At 60.8% G+C, this 21,513-nt stretch carries 20 protein-coding genes; 14 read left to right on the forward strand and 6 right to left on the reverse strand.

Annotated features, from left to right (window positions below; genetic code table 11):
* The first annotated feature begins 41 nt into the window (after positions 1 to 41).
* Positions 42 to 1,352, forward strand: a complete 1,311-nt coding sequence (locus tag ACYZTW_RS09565; RefSeq protein ID WP_462004650.1) for an OprD family porin — start codon at positions 42 to 44, stop codon at positions 1,350 to 1,352.
* Positions 1,353 to 1,361: 9 nt separating this feature from the next.
* Here ACYZTW_RS09565 and ACYZTW_RS09570 read toward each other — a convergent pair whose 3' ends face one another.
* On the reverse strand, positions 1,362 to 2,294 hold the full coding sequence (locus ACYZTW_RS09570) for a LysR family transcriptional regulator (protein WP_462004651.1): 933 nt from the start codon (positions 2,292 to 2,294) through the stop codon (positions 1,362 to 1,364).
* A 162-nt stretch (positions 2,295 to 2,456) separates the two neighbouring features.
* Between ACYZTW_RS09570 and ACYZTW_RS09575 the strand changes: the two genes are divergently transcribed.
* The 7 genes from ACYZTW_RS09575 (at position 2,457) to qhpG (ending at position 12,038) form a co-directional block, all read left to right on the forward strand.
* Positions 2,457 to 3,767 carry an MFS transporter gene (locus ACYZTW_RS09575; RefSeq protein WP_462004652.1) on the forward strand — a complete coding sequence of 437 codons (1,311 nt, stop codon included), beginning with the start codon at positions 2,457 to 2,459 and terminating at the stop codon, positions 3,765 to 3,767.
* Between the two features lie 24 nt (positions 3,768 to 3,791).
* A complete protein-coding gene (locus tag ACYZTW_RS09580) occupies positions 3,792 to 5,021 on the forward strand; it encodes a Zn-dependent hydrolase (RefSeq protein WP_462004653.1) in 1,230 nt (409 codons plus the stop codon).
* Between the two features lie 137 nt (positions 5,022 to 5,158).
* Positions 5,159 to 6,184 (forward strand): histone deacetylase family protein, encoded by a 1,026-nt coding sequence (locus tag ACYZTW_RS09585; RefSeq protein WP_462004654.1) that lies wholly within the window; start codon positions 5,159 to 5,161, stop codon positions 6,182 to 6,184.
* 236 nt (positions 6,185 to 6,420) lie between these two features.
* A complete protein-coding gene (locus tag ACYZTW_RS09590) occupies positions 6,421 to 8,325 on the forward strand; it encodes a sigma-54-dependent Fis family transcriptional regulator (protein ID WP_462004655.1) in 1,905 nt (634 codons plus the stop codon).
* Positions 8,325 to 10,043 carry an ABC transporter ATP-binding protein gene (locus tag ACYZTW_RS09595; RefSeq protein ID WP_462004656.1) on the forward strand — a complete coding sequence of 573 codons (1,719 nt, stop codon included), beginning with the start codon at positions 8,325 to 8,327 and terminating at the stop codon, positions 10,041 to 10,043. The genes ACYZTW_RS09590 and ACYZTW_RS09595 overlap by 1 nt, the downstream gene beginning before the upstream one ends.
* Complete coding sequence (gene qhpE, locus ACYZTW_RS09600; RefSeq protein ID WP_462004657.1) at positions 10,033 to 10,710, forward strand: subtilisin-like serine protease QhpE; 678 nt, start codon at positions 10,033 to 10,035, stop codon at positions 10,708 to 10,710. The genes ACYZTW_RS09595 and qhpE overlap by 11 nt, the downstream gene beginning before the upstream one ends.
* On the forward strand, positions 10,707 to 12,038 hold the full coding sequence (gene qhpG, locus ACYZTW_RS09605) for a flavin-dependent monooxygenase QhpG (RefSeq protein ID WP_462004658.1): 1,332 nt from the start codon (positions 10,707 to 10,709) through the stop codon (positions 12,036 to 12,038). Before qhpE ends, qhpG begins: the two co-directional genes overlap by 4 nt.
* A 183-nt stretch (positions 12,039 to 12,221) precedes the next feature.
* Here qhpG and ACYZTW_RS09610 read toward each other — a convergent pair whose 3' ends face one another.
* Entirely contained in the window at positions 12,222 to 13,712 is a 1,491-nt protein-coding gene (locus ACYZTW_RS09610) for an aldehyde dehydrogenase family protein (protein ID WP_462004659.1), read from the reverse strand.
* A gap of 274 nt (positions 13,713 to 13,986) precedes the next feature.
* On the opposite strand from ACYZTW_RS09610, the gene ACYZTW_RS09615 reads away from it, so the two are divergent.
* Positions 13,987 to 14,241: a DUF1652 domain-containing protein gene (locus ACYZTW_RS09615; RefSeq protein ID WP_347802751.1), complete on the forward strand. Its 255-nt coding sequence runs from the start codon at positions 13,987 to 13,989 to the stop codon at positions 14,239 to 14,241.
* 50 nt (positions 14,242 to 14,291) lie between these two features.
* Here the strand turns inward: ACYZTW_RS09615 and ACYZTW_RS09620 are convergent, their stop codons facing one another.
* Positions 14,292 to 14,648: a hypothetical protein gene (locus ACYZTW_RS09620; RefSeq protein WP_123368360.1), complete on the reverse strand. Its 357-nt coding sequence runs from the start codon at positions 14,646 to 14,648 to the stop codon at positions 14,292 to 14,294.
* 24 nt (positions 14,649 to 14,672) lie between these two features.
* On the opposite strand from ACYZTW_RS09620, the gene ACYZTW_RS09625 reads away from it, so the two are divergent.
* The 5 genes from ACYZTW_RS09625 to peaD all read left to right on the forward strand — a co-directional run bounded on the left by ACYZTW_RS09625 (position 14,673) and on the right by peaD (position 19,555).
* Positions 14,673 to 14,978, forward strand: coding sequence for a hypothetical protein (locus ACYZTW_RS09625; RefSeq protein WP_462004660.1), 306 nt, complete (start codon positions 14,673 to 14,675; stop codon positions 14,976 to 14,978).
* A gap of 12 nt (positions 14,979 to 14,990) precedes the next feature.
* The gene (gene peaA / locus ACYZTW_RS09630; RefSeq protein ID WP_462004661.1) at positions 14,991 to 16,574 is read left to right on the forward strand and encodes a quinohemoprotein amine dehydrogenase subunit alpha; all 1,584 of its coding nucleotides are present in this window, start codon (positions 14,991 to 14,993) and stop codon (positions 16,572 to 16,574) included.
* Between the two features lie 81 nt (positions 16,575 to 16,655).
* Positions 16,656 to 18,086 (forward strand): quinohemoprotein amine dehydrogenase maturation protein, encoded by a 1,431-nt coding sequence (gene peaB / locus ACYZTW_RS09635; RefSeq protein ID WP_462004662.1) that lies wholly within the window; start codon positions 16,656 to 16,658, stop codon positions 18,084 to 18,086.
* A gap of 1 nt (position 18,087) precedes the next feature.
* Positions 18,088 to 18,411, forward strand: coding sequence for a quinohemoprotein amine dehydrogenase subunit gamma (gene qhpC, locus ACYZTW_RS09640; RefSeq protein WP_008027961.1), 324 nt, complete (start codon positions 18,088 to 18,090; stop codon positions 18,409 to 18,411).
* A gap of 25 nt (positions 18,412 to 18,436) precedes the next feature.
* Positions 18,437 to 19,555, forward strand: a complete 1,119-nt coding sequence (gene peaD, locus ACYZTW_RS09645) for a quinohemoprotein amine dehydrogenase subunit beta (protein ID WP_462004663.1) — start codon at positions 18,437 to 18,439, stop codon at positions 19,553 to 19,555.
* A 139-nt stretch (positions 19,556 to 19,694) separates the two neighbouring features.
* Here the strand turns inward: peaD and ACYZTW_RS09650 are convergent, their stop codons facing one another.
* The 3 genes from ACYZTW_RS09650 to ACYZTW_RS09660 are packed head-to-tail and all read right to left on the reverse strand — an operon-like array spanning position 19,695 to position 21,477.
* Positions 19,695 to 20,096, reverse strand: coding sequence for a lysozyme inhibitor LprI family protein (locus tag ACYZTW_RS09650; RefSeq protein ID WP_462004664.1), 402 nt, complete (start codon positions 20,094 to 20,096; stop codon positions 19,695 to 19,697).
* Positions 20,097 to 20,153: 57 nt separating this feature from the next.
* Positions 20,154 to 20,552, reverse strand: coding sequence for a GFA family protein (locus ACYZTW_RS09655; RefSeq protein ID WP_462004665.1), 399 nt, complete (start codon positions 20,550 to 20,552; stop codon positions 20,154 to 20,156).
* Positions 20,545 to 21,477: an ADP-ribosylglycohydrolase family protein gene (locus ACYZTW_RS09660; protein WP_462004666.1), complete on the reverse strand. Its 933-nt coding sequence runs from the start codon at positions 21,475 to 21,477 to the stop codon at positions 20,545 to 20,547. The genes ACYZTW_RS09655 and ACYZTW_RS09660 overlap by 8 nt, the downstream gene beginning before the upstream one ends.
* Positions 21,478 to 21,513 lie beyond the last annotated feature (36 nt).

Below are 21,513 nucleotides of genomic sequence, written 5' to 3' on the forward strand. Positions count from 1 at the left end.
CAGCCAGCCCAAAAGCTGGCTGCTCAGGAACTTCAAAATAAATGAACAAACAACCGTTGGCACTTATTGCGATCGGCAGTGCGCTATTCAGTCCGTTGAGCATGGCGGACTTTATTAAAGACAGTAAAGCGACCCTCGGGATGCGTAACTTTTACTTCAATAACGATAATCGCGATGGCGTCGCGAACCCTTCCAGAACCGAAGAATGGGCGCAGGGTTTCATGCTCAACTATCAGTCCGGATTCACCGAAGGCACCGTCGGCTTTGGTGTCGATGCGTTAGGCCTGCTGGGTATTCGCCTGGACAGCGGTGACGGTCGTCATGTCGGCAGTTCGATGATCCCCAACGATGGCAACGGCGCTGCCGCGCAATGGTCGCGTTTCGGTGCGACGGCGAAGATGCGCTTTGCCCAGACTGAAATGCGTTACGGCACTCTGACGCCGAAATTGCCGATTCTGCAGGCCAACGACGGCCGGCTGTTGCCGCAGACATTCGAGGGTGGGCAGATCGTCTCCAATGACGTCGAGCATCTAACGCTGACCGGTGGTCATCTCGAACACGCCACGGGCCGCGGTTCCAGCGACAGCACCGGTCTGGTCGTGGCCGGCGGCACCCGGGAAAGCAATGCGTTCAATTTTGCCGGTGCCGATTACAAGGTCACCGACGCGCTTCTGGCGCAGTACTACTACGCCAACCTCGAAGACTATTACCAACAGCATTTCGCCGGTCTGGTTCACAACCTGACACTGGGGGATTTCGGCGCGCTGAAAACCGATCTGCGCTACTTCAAGACCTCCGCCGACGGTGCCAATGACTCGGCCGCCGGGCGGGCCAGCGGCTACCGCACCAGTGGCTTTACGCAGAACGGCGACGGCAAGATCGACAACAACACCTGGAGCCTGGCGTTCACCTGGAGCATCGGTGCTCACGCGCTGATGGCCGGTTATCAGCAGGTGTCCAGTGACAGCGGATTCGTGCAGCTCAACCAGGGTGGTTTGCCGGACAAAGGCGCTGGAGGAGCAAGCGTCTACTTGTTGACCGACCGTTACATCCAGAACTTCACCCGTGCCGGTGAACGTACCGGTTTCGCCCAGTACAGCTACGATTTCGCCGCCCTTGGGGTGCCGGGGCTCAAGGCTTCGGCGATGTACCTTTCAGGCAGCGGAATTAAAACGGTGGCCGGACCTGAGCAAGAGGAATGGGAGCGGGACCTGAGTGTCGACTACGTGATCCAGAGCGGGCCGTTGAAAAACGTCGCACTGGGTTGGCGCAACGGCATGTCGCGCAGTGAAGCGTCGCGCGATGCGGACCAGAACCGCCTGGTGGTCAGCTACAGTCTGCCGTTGTTCTGATCGGGCAACTCAGTCCAGCAAGCACCGTTGCAGGCTCTCGAGAAAGATCGTCTCGGCCCGGCTCATGCGCTGCTCGCGGTTCCACAGCAAATGAATGTCCACATCGGCAATGCCTTCGTGGGGCGGCAGGCGCCAGAGCAATCCGGCGTCGACGTCCGCCGCCACCACGTGCTCGGGCAAACAGCCGATCCCGTACCCGGCGATCACCAGTCGCCGGACTTCTTCCAGGCTCGGTGACGAGGCGACAATCCGTCCGCTGAAGCCTTGCTGATCACGAAAAATCGTCAGCGGCGAGAGCATGCCGCCGATCTGGTCGCTGGTGAAACTGACGAAGTTCTCCCGCTGCAAATCCCCTTCGGCAACGTTCTGTTGGCCGAACAGTGCATGGTGCTTGCCGCAGAAAAACGCATAGCGTTGACGCAGGAACAGCCGTTGTTCCAGGCGCGGTTGCGGGCGGCGATTGAGGCTCAGGCCGAGGGTCGCGGTTTTTTCCTGGAGGGCGCTGACGATGTCGGAGCTGCGCATCACGTCGACTTCCAGATCCACCCGCGGATGCTGCCGATGAAAGACCGCAAGGAAGTCATCGAAGCGCTCCGAAAAGATCCGGCTGATGATCAACAAGCGAACCTTGCCGATCACTTCGTCGGCCGGTTGCTCCAGCACGCTGCTGACCTGGGACATCTGCCCGTAGATTTCCCCGGCCAGTTCGAAGATCTGCTCGCCGACTTCGGTCAGGGCAAACCGTGGCCCGCGACGGGCGATCAGTTGTCGGCCCAGTTGCTCCTCCAGACGCTTCAGCGCCTGGCTCACCGCCGGTTGTGTCAGGTGCAGGCGGGCGGCGGCACGGCTGATGCTCAGCTCCTGACCGATCACCCGAAAAGTGCGCAGCAGGTTCCAGTCCAGGCGGTCATTGAGCAAGCGTTGTACATCGCGTTCGGCCATGGCGGCTCTCAATTATAAGCTGTCGTAATAGTCCGCATAATAAATAGAAAATTGACTAATCATAGCCCCGAGACGATAAATCATCTCCAGACAGGCGCCGTCAGAGTGCCTTGATTTTGCAGCTTCACTCCTGCCAAAAAAATAACCAAAGGAGACCGACCCATGAAGCCCCAAGCTTCTCCTCAGCCGCGCCGTGCGGCAGCCGCAGCCTTTATCGGCACCATGATCGAGTGGTACGACTTTTACATCTACGCGACCGCTGCTGCGCTGGTGTTCGGTGCGCTGTTCTTCCCCTCGGACGACAAACTGTTCAGCACCATGGCCGCCTTCGGCACCTTCGCCGTGGGCTTCTTTGCGCGGCCGTTGGGCGGGATTATCTTCGGCCATATCGGCGACCGCATCGGCCGCAAGAAGTCGCTGATCATCACCTTGCTGATGATGGGCGTGGTCACGGTCTGCATCGGCTTGCTGCCGACCTACGCACAAATCGGCGCAGCGGCGCCGGTGCTGCTGATTCTGCTGCGCATCGTCCAGGGCATCGCCGTCGGTGGCGAATGGGGCGGGGCGGTGTTGATGGCCGGCGAGCATGCGCCGAAAGGTCGACGCAATTTCTTCGCCTCCTTTGCGCAACTCGGCAGCCCGGCGGGTTTGATCCTGTCGTTGCTGGCTTTCAGCGCAGTCACCCGTCTGCCGGAAGAAGACCTGATGAGTTGGGGCTGGCGTCTGCCGTTCCTCGCCAGTTCGTTGCTACTGCTGGTGGGCCTGGCGATTCGCCTGGGCGTGAATGAGTCGCCGGAGTTCCTCGCCAGCCGCGAACTGGCACGCAAAAGCACACGCAAGGAGCAGGCGCCGGTCATGGAAGTCCTGCGCACCGCGTGGCGCCCGCTGCTGCTGTGCATCGGCGCTAACACCCTCGGGATCGCCGGGGTGTATTTCACCAACACCTTCATGATCGCCTACACCACCCAGCAACTCGAACTGCCGCGCTCGCTGATCCTTGAGTGCCTGTTTGTGGTGGCGATCATTCAGTTCTGCATTCAACCGCTGGCGGCGTGGGTCGCCGAGAAAATGGGCGCAACGCGATTCCTGTGTCTGGTGTCGTTGCTGGCCATGGCCTCGCCGTACCCGATGTTCGTGCTGGTCAGCTCGGCCCAGGCGCCGCTGATCATCCTCGGCATCGCCCTGGCGGTGGTGTGCATGGCGTCGTTCTACGCGGTGATCGCCGGTTACGTCAGCGGCATGTTCGAGACTCGTGTGCGTTACACCGCGATCTCGTTGGCCTATCAGATTTGCGGTGCCGTGGCCGGTGGCCTGACGCCGCTGGTCGGCACCTTGCTGGCGCACAAGTTCGCCGGCCAATGGTGGCCGATGGCGGTGTTCTACAGCCTGATTGCCGCGACTTCGCTGATCTGTGTCCTGTCCCTTGCCCGTCGCCATGCCAGCGCTGAACGCCTCGAAATGGCCAACGCTTAATTAACGTAATTCCAGGAGTAACTCATGTTGAAAATTAAGGGTGAACGCCTCTGGGCGAGTCTGATGGACATGGCGGAAATCGGCGCCACCGCACGTGGCGGTAGCTGCCGCCTGGCCCTGAGCGATGAAGACAAGGCCGGCCGCGAATTGTTTTCCCACTGGTGCCGCGAAGCCGGCATGACCCTGAGCGTGGACGCCATCGGCAACCTGTTCGCCCGCCGCGCCGGCACCGACCCCGATGCGGCGCCAGTGATGATGGGCAGTCACCTCGACACTCAGCCTGAAGGCGGGCGTTTCGATGGCGTCTATGGCGTACTCGCCGGCCTGGAAGTGGTGCGTTGCCTGAATGACCTCGGCATCCAGACCCGCAAGCCGCTGGAAGTGGCGGTCTGGACCAACGAAGAAGGTGCACGCTTCACCCCGGCGATGTTCGGCTCGGCGGTGTTCACCGGGATCATGCCAGTGGACGCAGCGCTGGCGGTGCGTGACATCGACGGCATCAGCGTTGCCGAGGCGTTGCAACGCACCGGTTACGCCGGCGAGCGCCTGTTTGGCGGCGCGGTGGATGCGTACTTTGAAGCGCACATCGAACAAGGTCCGATCCTCGAAGACAACGCCAAAAGCATCGGCGTGGTCAGCGGCGGCCAGGCAATTCGCTGGCTCGACGTGCGGGTCGAAGGCATGGCCGCCCACGCCGGCACCACGCCGATGCCGTTGCGCAAGGACGCCTTGTACGGCGTGGCACAAATGATCCAGGCAATCGAAGGCCTGGCCAGTGATTTCACTCCCGAAGGGCTGACCACCGTCGGCGAGTTGAGCATCAACAAGTCCTCGCGCAATACCATTCCGGGCTTGGTGAATTTCACCGTCGACCTGCGTCACCACCGCGACGAAGCCATCGAGGCGATGGAGCAGCAAGTCCGCGAGCGACTCCAGTCGATTGCCGATAGCCGTGGCTTGAACCTGACGATTACGCCCCACTGGATCAGTCCGGCAACACCGTTCGATGCCGATTGCGTGGCGGCCGTGCAGCAGGCGGTGGATGCGCTGGGCTACGCTCAGCAATCGATTGTCAGCGGCGCCGGGCATGATGCGATTCATCTGGCGCGGTTCTGCCCTACGGCCATGGTGTTCATTCCTTGCGTCGGCGGCTTGAGCCATAACGAAGCCGAGGACGTGCTGCCCGAAGACGTGCGTCAGGGCACCGATGTCTTGCTCAACGCCGTGCTGTCCCGCGCGGGCGTCATCCTTTAAGAACAGGGCTACGAACACAAAACCTGTGGCGAGGGGATTTATCCCCGTTCGGCTGCGAAGCAGTCGCCAGGTTTTGGGGCTGCTGCGCAGCCCAACGGGGATAAATCCCCTCGCCACAACTGACAGGTATTAACCCCATGCGCAGTTTTTTCCATCCCGAACAATTGCTTCACCATCCACGCAGCTACTACTCCCGTGGGCAGATGCGCACGCCACAGGAAGTGCCGGAGCGGGCCCAGCGGTTGGTCCAGGCGTCGCACTCGCTGGGCTTTACAGTCGAGCAACCGGCCGATGCCGGGCTCGATCCGCTGCTGGCGGTCCATGGCGCGCCGTACCTGACGTTTTTGCAGGAAGCGCATCAGCACTGGAAAGAGATTCCCGAGGATTGGGGCGACGAGGTGATGTCGAACATCTTCGTGCGCGAGCCCAATGCCCTGCGCGGAATTCTCGCCCAGGCCGCCCGCTATCTGGCGGATGGCAGTTGCCCGGTGGGAGAGCAGACCTGGCGTTCGGCCTATTGGTCGGCGCAAAGCGCGATCGCCGGGGCTCAGGCGCTGCTGGATGGCGAGCCGGCCGCTTACGCCGTGTGTCGTCCACCGGGGCATCATGCCCGGGCCGAAGCGGCGGGCGGTTTCTGTTATGTGGACAACGCAGCGGTGGCGGCGCAGGTTCTGCGAGGCGGGTTTGCGCGAGTCGCGGTGCTCGACACCGACATGCACCACGGTCAGGGAATTCAGGAGATCTTCTACGACCGCGATGACGTGCTCTACGTCTCGGTGCATGGCGATCCGACCAACTTCTATCCAGGGGTTGCCGGGTTCGCTGATGAGCGGGGAGTCGGGAAGGGCGAGGGCTTCAACCTCAACTTGCCGATGGCGCATGGCGCCAGTGAGGCGGACTTCCTGGGTCAATTGGACGTGGCGTTGGCGGCGGTGAAAGACTTCGGCGCTGAGGTGCTGGTGCTGTCGTTGGGCTTCGATATTTTCGAGCTGGATCCGCAGAGCAAGGTGGCGGTGACCCGTGAAGGGTTTGCGCGGCTTGGGGAGCGGATTCGCAGCCTTGGGTTGCCGTGTTTGATCGTGCAGGAGGGCGGGTATCACTTGGAGAGTCTGGAGGATAATGCGCGGGCGTTTTTTGTGAGTTCCGAGGTGTGGCAGCTCTGAGATTTTTGGTGTCTGGTAGATCGCTTTCGCGAGCAGGCTCGCTCCCACAAGGTTTTGCGCATGACCTGTGGGAGCGAGCCGGCTCCGGGCGGCGTTCCGACGAAGAACGATAACGCGGTGCACTTGATGAAACACAAGCGCCGTAAGGCACTTGCCATCGCCCTGACGTTAACGTAAAGATTGCGGCAGGGCGCTGAACTTAAAAAGGCGCAGGGCGGACCGATACGGAGCGCTTGATGACGCTAATAAAAACAACTCCTCCCAAACTGCACCACGAAGCCCGGCTGGCCCGGGAAAAACTCCATCTCGAGGGCGAAGTCCCGGATGGCGTGTTGCGGGCGGAAATCGATGCGTCGTGGCGACGTAGCCTGAGCCATGGCGTGCATTTCAATGCCAAGCACGAGCTGGCGCTGGAGTCGAGCGCGAGCCTCGACGTGCTGTTGGCGAGCAATCGGCTGCTGATCGACGCGGCATTGCCGGCCATCGATTACCTGGCCGAACGTCAGGGCAAGGAAGGGCTGATCATCCTCGCCAATTCCGACGCCACCATCCTCGCTGTCGAAGGCCGTGCCGATCGCCTCAAGGGCAGCGGCCTGCAAGACATCACCCTCGGCGCTTGCTGGAGCGAAGCCGCTCGCGGCACCAACGCGTTGGGCACCGCATTGGTGGAAGCCCGGCCAACCATGATCGATTGCGGTGAACATTACCTCGATCGTCTGACCGATTTCTCCTGCACTTCGGTGCCGATCTATTGCCCCCAAGGCGATATCCTCGGCGTACTCGACCTGACCCGCGAAGGTCCGCTGGGCCGCGTGCATGACAGCACCGCGTTGCTGGCCATGGCAGTCAGCCAGATCGAAAGTCGGGTGTTCAACGCCAGTTATCCGGACGAGATCGTCCTGGCTTTCCACAGCCGTCGGCAATACCTCGAATCCCCTTGGCAAGGTCTGTTGGCGGTGAGCCTTGGCGGGCAGATTCTCGCGGTCAGTGCCCAGGCCTGTCAGTTGCTGCATGCCGAGCGCTCGGCGCTGGTCGGCCGACGCTGTGAAGAGTTTCTGGGCGTCGACGGCCTGCAACTTCTGTCGCGCCTGCATCAGGGCGGTGTCGGCAGTTTGCAAACCGCCAAAGGCGAGTTCTTCTACAAAACCCTGCGTGCGCCGCAGCGTTCGATCAACGTCAGCACGTCACCGCGCAGCGTTGCCAAAACGGCCAAGCCACAACCGGATCTGGAGTCCCTGGCTGGCAGCAATGTCCGTTATGCACGAGCCTTGCGCATGGCGCGTCAAGGCCTGGCCAATGAGCTGCCGGTGTTGCTGCTGGGTGAAACCGGCACCGGTAAGGAAGTCATCGCCCGCGCCCTGCACATGGCCGGAACCCGCTGCGACAAACCCTTCGTCGCCGTGAACTGCGCGGCGATCCCCGAAGGCTTGATCGAGTCGGAATTGTTCGGCTACCGCGAAGGCGCGTTCACCGGCTCCCGTCGCGGGGGCATGATCGGTCGTCTGCAACAGGCCCATGGCGGCACCTTGTTTCTCGATGAAATCGGCGACATGCCGCTGGCCTTGCAGGCCCGTCTGTTGCGGGTGTTGCAGGACCGTAAAGTGGCACCGTTGGGCGCCGGCGAAGAGCAAGACATCGACGTCGCATTGATCTGCGCCACGCACCGCGACCTCAAGCGACTGGTCGAAGAAAAACACTTCCGCGAGGACCTGTTCTACCGCGTCAACGGCATCAGCGTGATGCTCCCGGCTCTGCGCGAGCGTGAGGATTTCAGCGGTTTGGTCGCTCGTCTGCTGGCCAAACTGGATGCACCGGCGATGGTCCTGCATGACGATTTGAACCGCTTGCTCGGCGGCTATCACTGGCCGGGCAACATCCGCCAACTGGAAATGGTTTTACGAACGGCGCTGGCCATGCGCGAGCCGGGGGACACCGTACTCACCCTCGACCACTTGCCCGACAGCATGCTCGACGAGTTGACCGCCAGCGAACGCCCTCAGGCCGGCAGCATTCGCGAAAACGAACTGGAGTTGATTCGCCAGTCCCTGGACAGCCATCAGGGTAATGTCTCGGCCGCCGCCGACGCCTTGGGCATCAGCCGCGCGACCTTGTATCGCAAGCTCAAACAGTTGCGCTCGTGATGCAGCGCTTGATCGTTCGGCTGATTGACAGCCAGAACCCCGAAGCCCTGCAAGCGGCATTGCGCTGGCTCTACAGTTTTGTGCGGCCCCATCGACTGGCGATTGCCGGGCTGCTCGGGTTATCGGTCTGCGCCTCGTTGCTGGTGTTGGTCCAGCCATGGCTGACCAAGCTGCTGATCGACGATGGTTTGCTCGCACGCAACTTTCCCATGCTGGTGCTGATTGCCGGGTTGATGATCGTGGCCGGGCTGCTCGGAACGGGGCTGTCGGGGATCAACCGTTATCTGCACACGCGACTGTCCGGGCGGATTCTGTTTGCCCTGCGCGACGACCTCTATCGACATCTGCAAACGCTCTCGCCGAGTTTCTACGGACAGCGCCGCATCGGTGACCTGATGTCGCGCCTCGATGGCGACGTCGCGGAGATCCAGCGCTTTGCCGTGGACTCCTTGTTCTCGGCGGTATCGAGCGTGATCGGTCTGGTCTGCGCCGTGGCGATGCTGCTGACCCTGTCGTGGAAACTCTCGTTGCTGGCGCTGGTGCTGATTCCCCTCGATGTGCTCTGGTTGCGCTGGATGCGGCGCAAGGTCGAGCGCGATGTACGGCAATTGCGCGAGCGCTCGGCGGACATGTCCTCGTTCATGGTCGAGACCTTGCCAGTGATGAAATTCATCCAGTCTGCCGGCCAGCAACAGCGTGAATCGCGGCGCCTGGAGAAATTGGGCCAAGGCTACATGAGCCAGTTGCTGCGCCTGCAAGTCACCGAGTTTTTCACTCAGGCGGTGCCGGGCACACTGACGTCTCTGTCCCGTGCCTGCGCGTTCCTGATCGGCGGATATTGGGTGGTGCAGGGGACCTGGCAACTGGGCGCGCTGATCGCGTTTTCCACCTATCTGGGTATGGCCGTCGGACCGGTGCAGAGCCTGCTGGGTCTCTATGTCGCGATTCAGCGAATGACCGTCAGCCTCGGGCGCGTGATGGAGTTGCGCTTCGAGGAGCCGACCGTTCTCACGCCGGCCACACCGCAGCCGATGCCGACCTCTGGCGAATTGCGTTTCGACAACGTGCACTTCAGCCATCCCGGCCGCCCGACAACCCTGCGCGGCATCGAAGCGCGAATTCCCTACGGTTTGAAAGTCGCCCTGAGCGGCGGCTCCGGGGTCGGTAAATCGACCCTGATCGACCTGCTGCAACGGCACCACGATCCGCAGTCCGGCCGGGTGTTGCTGGGAGAGGTCGATCTGCGCGAACTGGACCTGTTCCAGTTGCGTCGGCGGATTGCCGTGGTCAGTCAGGACATCGTGCTGTTTCGCGGCAGCCTCGCCGACAACCTGGCCTACGCGGTGCCGGACGCCAGCCGTGAAGCGATTGCCGAAGTGGCGCGGCTGGCGCAACTCGACAGCCTGATCGAGTCTTTGCCCGAAGGCCTCGACAGCCCGTTGGGCGAACGCGGTCAGCAGTTGTCCGGCGGGCAGAAACAGCGCATCGCCATCGCCCGGGCGCTGTTGCAGGATCCATTGATTCTGGTGCTGGACGAAGCGACCTCGGCGGTGGATGAAGCCACCGAACGTGAAGTCATCGAGGCCATCGACCGACTGTTTGCCGGACGCACGCGGATCCTCATCAGCCATCGTCCTTCCACGTTGGCCGATGCCGATTTGCGCTTTGAATTACTCGACGGCGTACTCACTTCAAAAACGGTGCTGCATGAAGCCTGAGTTGCGGATTGGCGTGGTGGACAGCGGTCACTCGGCGGCACAGCGGGTGCAAGTGGTCGCCGGGCGGCGCTTCTCGTTGCTGGTGGACGGATTGGCCGAAAGCGACTTGCGCGACGATCCGCTGGGCCACGGCAGCTCTGTGGTCGAGGCCATCGGTCGGCGGGCGCCTTCGGCGGTATTTTGCGTGGCTCAGGTGTTCGACCAGCGTGGGGTCACCAGCGCGCTGCAGATCGCCACGGCAATTGACTGGCTGGTGGCGCAGGACGTCCGGCTGATCAATTTGAGCCTCGGTCTGCGTCAGGATCGCAGCCTGTTGCGTGAAGCCTGTGCCGCGGCGGTAGCGCGAGGTATTTTGCTGTGTGCGTCCAGTCCGGCGCAAGGCGAGGGCGTGTTCCCGGCGAATTATCCACAGGTGCTGCGAGTTACCGGCGATGCGCGTTGCGCCGAACAGGAATGGTCGTGGCTCAACAGTGCCCAGGCAGATTTCGCCGCGTGTGTGCATGGCACCTATCCGGGGCAGTCCGGCGCCAGTCTTGGTTGTGCGGCGTTGAGTGGGCACATTGCGGGGTTTTTGGTTGCGCATCCCGAGGCGAGCAACGAACACGTCATTGAGTGGCTGCGGGAGAATGCCCGCTATCGCGGCCCTGAACGGCGCTTCGGACCATGAAGGCGATTGTGATTCTGGGCGCCGGGCCGGCCGGTGCGGCGGTCGCGTTGGGGCTTCGCAGGCTCGGTTACCCGGTGACGCTGGTCAGCGAATGGCGGCGGTTTGCGGCGCTGGAAGGCGTTTCCATTCGGGTGCTGGAGGCCTTGCGTGGCGCGGGGCTTCATCAAGCGCTGGCAGATGCAGCGCTGCCGTCCCAGCGGCAGGTGTCGTGGAACGGTCAGCAGCATGCTCAGAACATCGAATTTTTACTGGATCGCCCGAGCTTTGATCGAGGCCTGCGCGAGGATCTGCGCTTGGCTGGCGTTGAGCTGATCGAAGGCCGTGTGCTGACGGTGCAGTCATCGGTTTCGGGGCATCGGATCGAGGTCGAAGGGCGCGAGGCGCTGCTGGCGGATTTTCTGGTTGAGGCGCGGGGGCGTCAGGCACCGGCGCTCGGCAAAGGCCTGCGCGGGCCGGAGACGGTCAGCCTGCTCAATCGCTGGCAAGGCACGCCGGGCAGCACCGCCAGCGCGGTGGAAAGCCTCGAGGACGGCTGGGCCTGGATGGCCCGGCGAGCCGACGGTCAGTGTTACTGGCAATGGACGGTGGACGTGGCCAGTGCTGAATTGCCGGGCAAGGCGATGTTGCTCGATTACTGTCGTCAACGGCGCCAAGGCTCGGCGTTGGCGCGAGCGTTTTTCGGTGTCGAGCCTGAGATCGATCTACAGCTGCATGCGCGCAGCAGCACCGCGATTTTGTGCCCGCAGGTGTGTGGCGATAACTGGATTCGGGTCGGCGATGCGGCGATGGCGGTGGATCCGCTGTCGGGCAACGGGATTTTTCAGTCATTGTCCTCGGCGTTACAGGCGCCGACGGTGATCAACACGTTATTGCGTAAACCCGAGCGAGCGGCGCTGGCTCAGCGCTTTCATCAGCAACGGGTGGAGCAGTTGTTTTTGCGTTTTGCGCGGATCGGGCGGGATTTTTATGCCGATGAGCAGCGTTGGTTGCAGCAGCCATTCTGGCTTGCGCGGCGGCAGTGGCCAGATGCTGAAGTGGCGCATGCCGAGGCGGACTTTTCCTCGTTGAGAATCGAGCGAGCGCCGGTGTTGAAAGAGGGTTTTGTGGATGAGGCTGAGGTGGTGATCACGGCGGATCAGCCGCTGGGGATCTGGCATGTGCAAGGGGTTGAGTTGGCGCCGTTGGTGCGGCGGTTGGGCACAGAATCTGCGGATCAGGTTTTGGCGGGGTTGACGGTGGAGCAGGGAAGGGTGGTTCGGAGTTGGTTGTTGAGTCAGGGATATCGACCCCTCACCCTAACCCTCTCCCCAGAGGGTAGAGGGGACTGACCGAGTTGTACTCAGGAGATATTGCGACCGAGGAAATTGAGTCGTACTCAGGTTCGAAAACCATGAAGATCTGCTCCCTTTCCCCCTCTCCCCTATGGGGAGAGGGCTGGGGTGAGGGGTGGATTTTGAACCCACCCCAAAATCAAAAGATCGCAGGTTTCGCCAGCTCCTACAAAAGCTGATTCACAGCTTGATCAACACCGACTTCAACTCGGTGTAATGTTCAATCGCCGCATACCCCATCTCACGTCCAACCCCGGACATCTTGTACCCACCAAACGGCAACGCCGGGTCCAGCGCGCTGTGGCAATTGACCCACACCGACCCAGACTTGATCCGTGGAATCATCCGGTGCACCGCCGCCAGATCGTTCGACCAGATACTTGCCCCAAGCCCATACGGACTGTCATTGGCCATGCGCAGCGCATCGGCCTCATCATCAAACGGAATCGCCACCAGCACCGGCCCGAAGATCTCTTCCTGCACCAGTGAGTGCTTCTGATTGACATCCACAATCACCGTCGGTTTAACGAAGAACCCCGGCCCAAACTGTTCGCCACCACAGGCGATCGTCGCGCCACTTTCCCGTCCCTTTTCGATGTAATCGTAAACCCGTTCCTGCTGACGCGCGGAGATCAGCGGGCCCATGTCGACACTCGGGTCCATGCCGTTACCGAGCTTCATGGCGTTGGCGATGTCGGCGATGTCCGCCACCACATTGTCGAAATGCTTACGCTGCACATACAGCCTGGAGCCTGCGCAGCACACCTGTCCCTGATTGAAGAAAATCGCGCTGGCGGCGCCGGCTGCGGCGGTCTTCATGTCGGCGTCGGCCATGACGATGGTCGGCGATTTGCCGCCCAGCTCCAGGGTCACTCGGGTCATGGAGTCCATGGCGATCTTGCCGATCTGCTTGCCCACGGCGGTGGAGCCGGTGAAGGTCAGCTTGTCCACCAGCGGGTTGTGGGTCAGGGCGGAACCTGCAGTGATGCCGGTGCCCGTGACCACGTTGAACACACCTTCGGGGTAACCGGCTTCCAGCACCAGTTCGGCGAGTTTCAGCGCGGTCAGCGGGGTTTCGTCGGCGGGTTTGAGCACCACGGTGCAACCGGTGGCCAAGGCCGGGCCGAGTTTCCAGCAGGCCAGCAGCAGCGGGAAGTTCCAGGCGACGATGGCGCCGACCACGCCCACCGCTTCGCGGCGGATGAAACTGTGGAATTGATCGTTGGGCATCAACGGCAACGACACTTCAACACTGGAGCCTTCGATCTTGGTCGCCCAGCCAGCCATGTAGCGCAGGAAGTCGATGGACAGTTGCACGTCCATCACCTGGGCCACCGCTGCGCTTTTGCCGTTGTTCAGGCATTCCAGTTGCGCGAACAGTTCGGCGTCGCGCTCCATCAGGTCGGCGAGTTTCCACAACAGGTTCTGCCGCTCCCGAGGTCGGGTGCGGGTCCAGGCCGAATCATCGAAGGCCTGACGGGCGGCGAGCACGGCGCGGTCGACATCCTCAGGCGTGGCCCGTGGCACGACGCACAGCACTTCGCCGGTGGCCGGATTGTGCAGGGGCATGGTCTGGCCGTCGGCGGCCTCGACCCAGTCGCCGCCGATGAGCATGCGCGGGGCGCGCTGGATGAACGCCGAGGTGGCGGGAAGCAAATAAGGGAGGGGCATGACGAAACCTCTTGTTGTTCGTGAGAACAGGGCTTTCGCAATGGCTGTGCCAAGTGCCCGCAAAGGCAGAACCGCCCTTGGTCGGCGGGGGTTTGGGGCACTCAAGGGAATCGCGGACGCTGTGAGATTGTTGCAAATTGCGACAGCTATGAGACGACGAGCAACCGGGTTGCGACCTTGAGGTACCCATTATTGAGGACTAAAATTTTCAGGATCGGTGGGTGAAATGACGGACCGTTCATCCGGCAATACATCTGGCGTGAGGGAGGTAACGATGTTCCTTTCAACCCTGGAAATTCAAAACATCATTGAACACAGTTTTCTGCCGTCCGTGTGCACCTGCACCATGGCGGCGGACCAGTCCCTGACGATTCGGGTCTGCGACTGCATGACCGGCAAAGTGGATATAGTGGCCACCCACGTTCCCCTGTGGACACTGGACAGTCCCCATGCGATCGCGTCGCTGGTGGCGGACATGCAGCACGAGATCGACGTACACAAAAGCGTTCCCCCCACCTTTGACATCTGAACCGGCGTCACGCCGCACCGTGGGAACGCGGTGCGGCCCGCGCCGATTATTCAGGCTGCAAACTTCCGGGAAATTTCTTCGAATGTGTTGCCATCCACGGCGGCCAACAGCTTTCTGTCGTCCTTGAGCGTCGCCAGAAAGGTCACTTCGGTTTCCTTGCCGGCCAGCATGAACCCGGCGATTGCGCCGATGGGCCCCAACAGCATGGCCCCGGCCACGCCAAAGCCGATGGCATCCTTGATGTTGTTGATCGAATCCTCGTTGGCCACTTCCACGCACTTGAATGATGAGAGCGGGAGGGTAATGCCAGGCCATGGGTGAAGCGACGTTCTGAGGGTGAAAACGCCGTCTCTGTACTCTCCATCACCCTGCAGAAAGTCCCCCGCCAGGACAGTGATGCTTGCCATTTTTTTATCCCCTGGTGGCAATCGGTGAACACCCATTTCGCGCTTGCAGGGGATTGGCGTCAATCGTCGACCGATGAACTGTTCCGGTCAGGCCATCTATGCTTGTCTCAGACTGCAACACCTGTCGCGATATTAGACGCAGGCGATCTCGTTCAGCGATGGCGAAAAACAGTCATCTTCACGCAACGGCTTGATTTAAAAGGTAATCGGCAAGCTGGCACGCTCCGTGTATTGCTCATCGCAGACGTTTCTCCTGCCTCCGTCAGCGGTGCGCCGCCGACGGCAGAAACCATAAAAACGATAAGCCACAAAAATAAGAAAGCACCGTGAGGTTCGACGTTGATGAAGAGAAAACTCCGATCAGGCCTGAGTGCCAGCCTGCTGGCCGTGGCCGCTTGTGTGGCGCTGCATTCGCCTTACAGCCTGGCAGCCCGCGACGCCCAGACCCTCCTCAAGGAAACCTGTCAGGGCTGTCATACCCCCGAAGCCAATAATGCCCTGAGCCGCATCAGCCACCAGCGCAAAACCCCTGAAGGCTGGCTGATGAGCATCGCCCGCATGCAAACCATGCACGGTTTGCAGATCAGCGATGACGACCGCCGAACCTTGGTCAAATACCTGGCCGACACTCAAGGCCTGGCCCCAAGCGAGACCGACGGCGTGCGATACGCGCTGGAGCGTCGACTCAATACCGTCGAGAAATTCGACGACCAGACCAGCCAGATGTGCGGCCGCTGCCACTCCGGTGCGCGGGTCGCCCTGCAACGGCGTCCCGCCCAGGAATGGGAGCGTCTGGTGAACTTCCACCTCGGCCAATGGCCGTCGCTGGAATACCAGGCTCTGTCTCGCGACCGCGACTGGTTCGACCTTGCTCGAAAAGACATGGTGCCGCTGCTGGCCAAGCGTTATCCGCTGGACAACCCGGCCTGGAAAAAATGGCTGAGCACCGCGCCAAAAAAAGCCGAAGCGCTGGTGGGCGACTGGAGCTTCAGCGGCCACTTGCCGGGCAAGGGTGAAGTGGCCGGTGTGATGAGCGTCACGGCCGATGGCAGCGACACGTTCAAGGTCAACGTCAAAGGCCAATACGCCGACGGCAGCCCGTTCAACGGCGATGGCAGCGCGATTCTCTACACCGGTTACGAATGGCGCGGCAACGTGACCATAGACGGCGTGACCATGCGCCAGGTGTTCGCCGCCCAAGGCAACGCGATGCAGGGCCGGATGTTCGAGGCCGAGCACGAAGAGCGGGGTCTGGACTTCGTCGCCGCCAAGCAGGGCAGTAGTCGTTTGCTGGCGGTGCAGCCGGGTTACCTGAAGGCTGGCAGTGAAACTGAAGTGACGCTGGTCGGCAGCGGTCTCACCGGCAGGCCGAACTTCGGCAAAGGCGTGGAAGTGGTCGAAGTCATCGAGCAGAGCCCGGAGCGCATCAAGGTCAAACTCAAGGCCGCCGCCAATGTTCAACCGGGTCTGCGCAACGTCACCGTTGGCACGCTGAAAGGCCCGACCCTGTCGGTCTACAGCAAAATCGCTGAAGTCAAAGTCGTACCCGAGTTCTCGGTGGCACGGATCGGCGAGGGCGGTGGTTCAACGCCGAAAGTCCAGGGCCGTTTTGATGCCGAAGCCTGGGGCAAGGGCGCTGACGGCAAGCCGTATCGTATCGGCGTGTTCCCGGCGCAGTGGTCGGTCGAAGCCTTCGATGACCGCGCCAAGCAAGACGAGGACGTCAAGTTCGCCGGCACCATGCAGGCTGACAGCGGCGTGTTCACACCGGGCGATGCCGGGCCGAACCCGCAACGCAAAATGTCCACCAACAATGCCGGCAACCTCAAGGTGATCGCCGCCGTCGACGACGCAGGGAAATCCCTCACCGGCGAAGGCCACATGATCGTCACCGTGCAACGCTGGAACAATCCACCCATTCCATAAGTTGGCTGATCCCAAACGATTCAGACACTTTTTCGGAATGACCGCAGGCCCCGTAGAACGGGGTTTGCACAGGAGGTTGCAATGGGCGCTATTTTGAATCTGGTTGAGCGGAACCTGCACGAAGTGCACGTCGATGCCGACCGCATGCTGTTTCACATTCCCAGCAGTTCGCTGTTCGCCAGCGATGAGCTGACGGTCACCATCATCGATACCTTGCGCGGTCCCGGCTGTTCGTCGGACGACCTGATCCAGCGCTTGGCTTCACGCTTCAACGGCGAAGAAATCACCGAGACCCTGCGTGAGTTGATCTCCCTGGAACTGGTCAGTGACGGTTCGCCGCTGACCCCCGACATCGGCACCAAACGGGTCGAGCGCACGGCGATCAACACCGTGGTGCTCAACGTCAACACCGGCTGTAATTTGAGCTGCACCTACTGCTACAAGGAAGACCTCGACAAACCGTCGGCCGGCAAGAAAATGGACGTCGAAACGGCGGTCGCCTCGGTGGAAATGCTGCTGCGCGAGTCCCCTGACGAAGAGCGTTTCACCGTGGTGTTTTTCGGCGGTGAGCCGCTGAGCAATCGCAAGCTGATCGAGTACATGGTCGACTATTGCGAGAAGCGTTTCCGCGAGGCGGGCAAGTTTGTCGAGTTCGTCATGACCACCAACGCGACGCTGCTCACCGAAGAAACCGTGGACTACCTCAACGCCCACCGTTTTGGCCTGTCAGTCAGTATCGACGGACCGAAAACCGTGCACGACCGCAACCGCATCACCGTGGGCGGGCAGGGTACTTACGACGTGGTGCGGCGCAAGGCTGAAATGCTGCTGTCGCGCTACAACAGTCGTCCGGTCGGTGCCCGCGTGACCCTGACCACCGGCGTCACCGACGTCGAAACCATCTGGGATCACCTGTTCAACGAACTGGGTTTTGCCGAAGTCGGCTTTGCCCCGGTGACCTCCGGCGACATCAGCACTTTCAACCTGTCCAGCGACGAGCTGATCGAAGTCTTCGCCAACATGAAGAAACTCGGCCGGCGTTATCTGGAAGCGGCGCTGGAGCACCGCAACATCGGTTTCTCCAACCTGCACCAGTTGATCACCGACATCCATGAAGGCCACAAAAAAGCCCTGCCCTGCGGCGCGGGTCTGAAGATGCTGGCGGTGGATCACAAGGGTGAGCTGAACCTGTGCCACCGTTTTACCGGTTCATCGTTGCCGACCTTCGGCAACGTTCACAGCGGTGTGAAGCAGGTGGAGTTGAACGACTTCCTGTCCCAGCGCCTCGACCGTACCAACACCGGTTGCGAGGACTGCCAGATCCGCAATCTCTGCTCCGGCGGCTGCTACCACGAGAGCTACGCCCGTTACGGCGACCCGACCCACCCGACCTATCACTACTGCGAACTGATGCGTGACTGGGTCGACTTCGGCATCGAGGTCTACACCCGGATCATGGCCCACAACCCTGCGTTTATCAGCAGCTACATCACTCCGCGCAAGGCTCACTGATATGAAACATCTCAAGGCAATCAATAATAAAGCGCTGAAACTCGATGAGGCCGCGGCCGAAAACCGCATCGAAGAAGTGGTCGCGATGAGTTCCGTCGCCGGCTGCGCCTCGACCACCGACCCGGGTTGGGAAATCGATGCGTTTGGCGGTGTGTCGTCGCTGTGCCAGCCGATGGAAGCCGACCTTTACGGCTGCTCCGACCCTTGCTGGTGGCCGGCCCAGGTGCCCGACATGATGAGCACCTACCCGGACTGGAACAAGGATGCCCAGGCGTCCAACGACAACTGGCGCAACCTTGGCACTGTCTTCCCTAAAGACAAGTGATCGGACAGAGAAGAAGGATTCCAGCATGCCTAGCATCAAAGCCTGCGGCCTGGCCGCATTCGCCGTCCTGAGCGTCTGTTCGTTCACGGTTCTGGCCGATGAAAACACTGCACTCGAAACCGGTCACGAGTACATGTTGACCACCAATTATCCGAACAACCTGCACGTCATCGACGTGGTCACCGACACTTTGTTCAAGACCTGCAAGATGCCGGATGCCTTCGGTCCCGGCACCGTCCAGTTGTCGCCGGATCGCAAGACCGCTTACGTGCTGAACAATCACTACGCGGATGTCTACGGCGTCGAACTCGACAGCTGCAAGCAGGTGTTCCACGCCAGCATCACCCAGAAACCGGGGGAGAAAGCGAGGTCCATGTTCGCCTTCACCCTCAGCCACGACGGCAAGGAACTGTTCACCATTGCCAACCCGACGTTGATGCTCAATGACCGCTACGAAGTGCAGCAACCGCGGCTTGATGTGTACGCCACCGATGCTGGCATGGACGCCAAACCCGTGCGCAGTTTCCCGGCACCACGACAGCTGACGATCATGCAGAGCGGGGACGATGGCACGCTGTATGTGGCGGGGGCGGACGTCTACAAGGTCGATGTGAAAACCGGCAAGTTCGACGTGCTGATCCCCAGCCGTCACTGGAAGCGTCCCGGCTACAGCGCGCCGGACGTGCTTTACGTGTGGAACCAGCAGACTTACCGCCATGACTTTTCGCTGCTCTACACCGCCGCGAAGTTCAAGGACAAAAAGCAGGACCCGTTGACCGCCGAGTACCTTTACGGGCTGTTCAGCATCGATTTGAAAACCGGCAAGACCGAAACCACCGACTTCGGCCCTCTGACGGAAATCTACTTCAGCGGCATGCGCTCGCCGAAGGACCCAAACCTGATGTTCGGCGTGCTCAACCGTTTGGCGAAGTACGACATCAAGGAAAAGAAAATGCTGCAGGCGGCGACGCTGGATCATTCCTACTATTGCATTTCGTTCAACAAGGACGGCAGCAAGATTTATCTGGCCGGGACGTTTAATGATGTGGCGATCTTTGATTCGGAGAACCTGAAGCAGATTGGCAGTATCAAGTTGCCGGGTGGGGATATGGCGATCACGACTGCGCAGGTTTTCGTCCGGTAATTTCGGCGTCTGAACTGACGCCTTCGCGAGCAGGCTCGCTCCCACATTGGATTTTCAGTGAACACCTATTTTGTGTACGACCGAAAACCACTGTGGGAGCGAGCCTGCTCGCGAAGAGGCCCTCGAAGGCACCAAATCATCAAGCCCCAGGAACGGGGCAACTCAAATCCCCCTCCTGACACTTCAAATAATTCTTGAAAGTCTCAACCCGCGCCTTGGTCAACTCAGTGATGCAGTTGCTGTAGATCAGCGGATACACGCTCCCACCTTCCACCCCGGACGCCGAAAACGTGCACTCGGCATCACGAAACGCAATCCATGCTCGCTGCGCCCCGAGCATCAGTTTTTTGCTGTCCGGGTTGCTCTTCAAACGGTTGGTGATCTGCTGGTAAAGCGCATTCAATTCCTTATCCGCCGTCTTGTGCTGCTGCGCCGCGCACTGATTCATCGTGGCCTGATCGGCGGCGTTGTCACAGTCCACAGCATAAGCGGCGGTGGTGAACAGCAGGGGCGTCAGCGCCAGAAGAAAGCGTGGGTGCATGGGGATTCTCGCTGTGGCAGGAAAGTTGGAATGCAGTTTAGTGCTGTATTCGACCCTCTATGTTTGCCATTCAGGGCATTTTTTAATCGATTCATAGGCAAGCCACGGCACGTCATGTGTCGTCCAGATATGCGCCTGAGGCGTCATTTTCGGGTCATCGTCCAGTGTGGCCACACGAACAATAACGTGGGGTTGGGCCAAGCGTTCCGCCATCAGGTGTGAACCGCAGACCGAACAGAAATGCCGCATCTTGCCCGGCGACGATTCGTAGCTGCTCAGGCGGTCCTGGCCTTTGGTCCAGCGAAAATGTTCGCGCATGACCCCGGCTGTCGAGGCGAATGCCGCGGCGTGTGCCTTGCGACAGGTTTGGCAGTGGCAATGACTGATGGGCATGTCGAGATGATCGAGTTCGTACTCGATGGCTTTACACAAACAGCTGCCATGCAGGCTATTCATCGCGTGCTCCTGATTGCGTGAGGGTGGCTGCCCGCAGCAAAGCGTCAGCCGTGGCTTCGATATCTTCGCGCCAATGCAACTTCTTCAGCCAACGTTCGGGAATGGCCTGCACACCGTAATGAGCCCCGGCCAACTGGCCAACAATGGCGGCGGTAGTATCGGCGTCGTCGCCCAGGTTGGCGGCTTTCAGGATGGCGGCTTCAAAGCTGTCAGTCTGATGAAAGCACCACAGGGCTGCTTCCAGTGAAGCCACGCAGTAACCGCTGCCATGGATATCGCTTTCAGGTTTACCGAAATAATCGCCTCGCGCGATGGCGGCCACTTTGGTTTCCAGGCATGTCGTTTCTGACAAGCTGAGCACCTCTGTCTTGGACGCGCCTTGTAACGCACGGTGGATCAGCTCAGCGAACAACTGACAGCATTCGACCGCTTCCGGTGCGGCGTGGGTGGTTCGCGAGCTGTTGGCGGAAAACGCGAGGATCCGGTCGCGATCGGGAAAGTAATACAGCACCACCGGCACCAGGCGCATCAGCGAGCCGTTGCCTGCCGTGCGGGGATCGATGGAGCCGGCGAACGGTTCGTCGGTTTCCTGATAGCGCGTCAGGGCGTCGCGTACGGTCATGCCAATGTCGAAGCATTCCCCCGTTGAACTCAGATAACCCCATTGCCACCAATTCAAGTAACGACCCATCTGATCGGCCGCCTCGAAGCCGTTTTTGCTCAGCAGGCTTTCGGCCAGGCACAGCGCCATCGAGGTGTCATCGGTCCATTGCCCGGGTTTCAGATTGAAAGGGCCGCCGCCCACCATGTCGGTCAGGGGCTTGAACGAGCCGCGTGGCTGGAACTCGACGCTGGTGCCAACGGCATCACCACAGGCCAGGCCCAGCAGGGCTCCGCGATAACGTTCCGTAAGTGAAAGCTGCATGAATCATCCTTGTCTGAGTCAACTTCGCCCTAACGT

This window comes from Pseudomonas sp. LB3P25, from assembly GCF_054897985.1.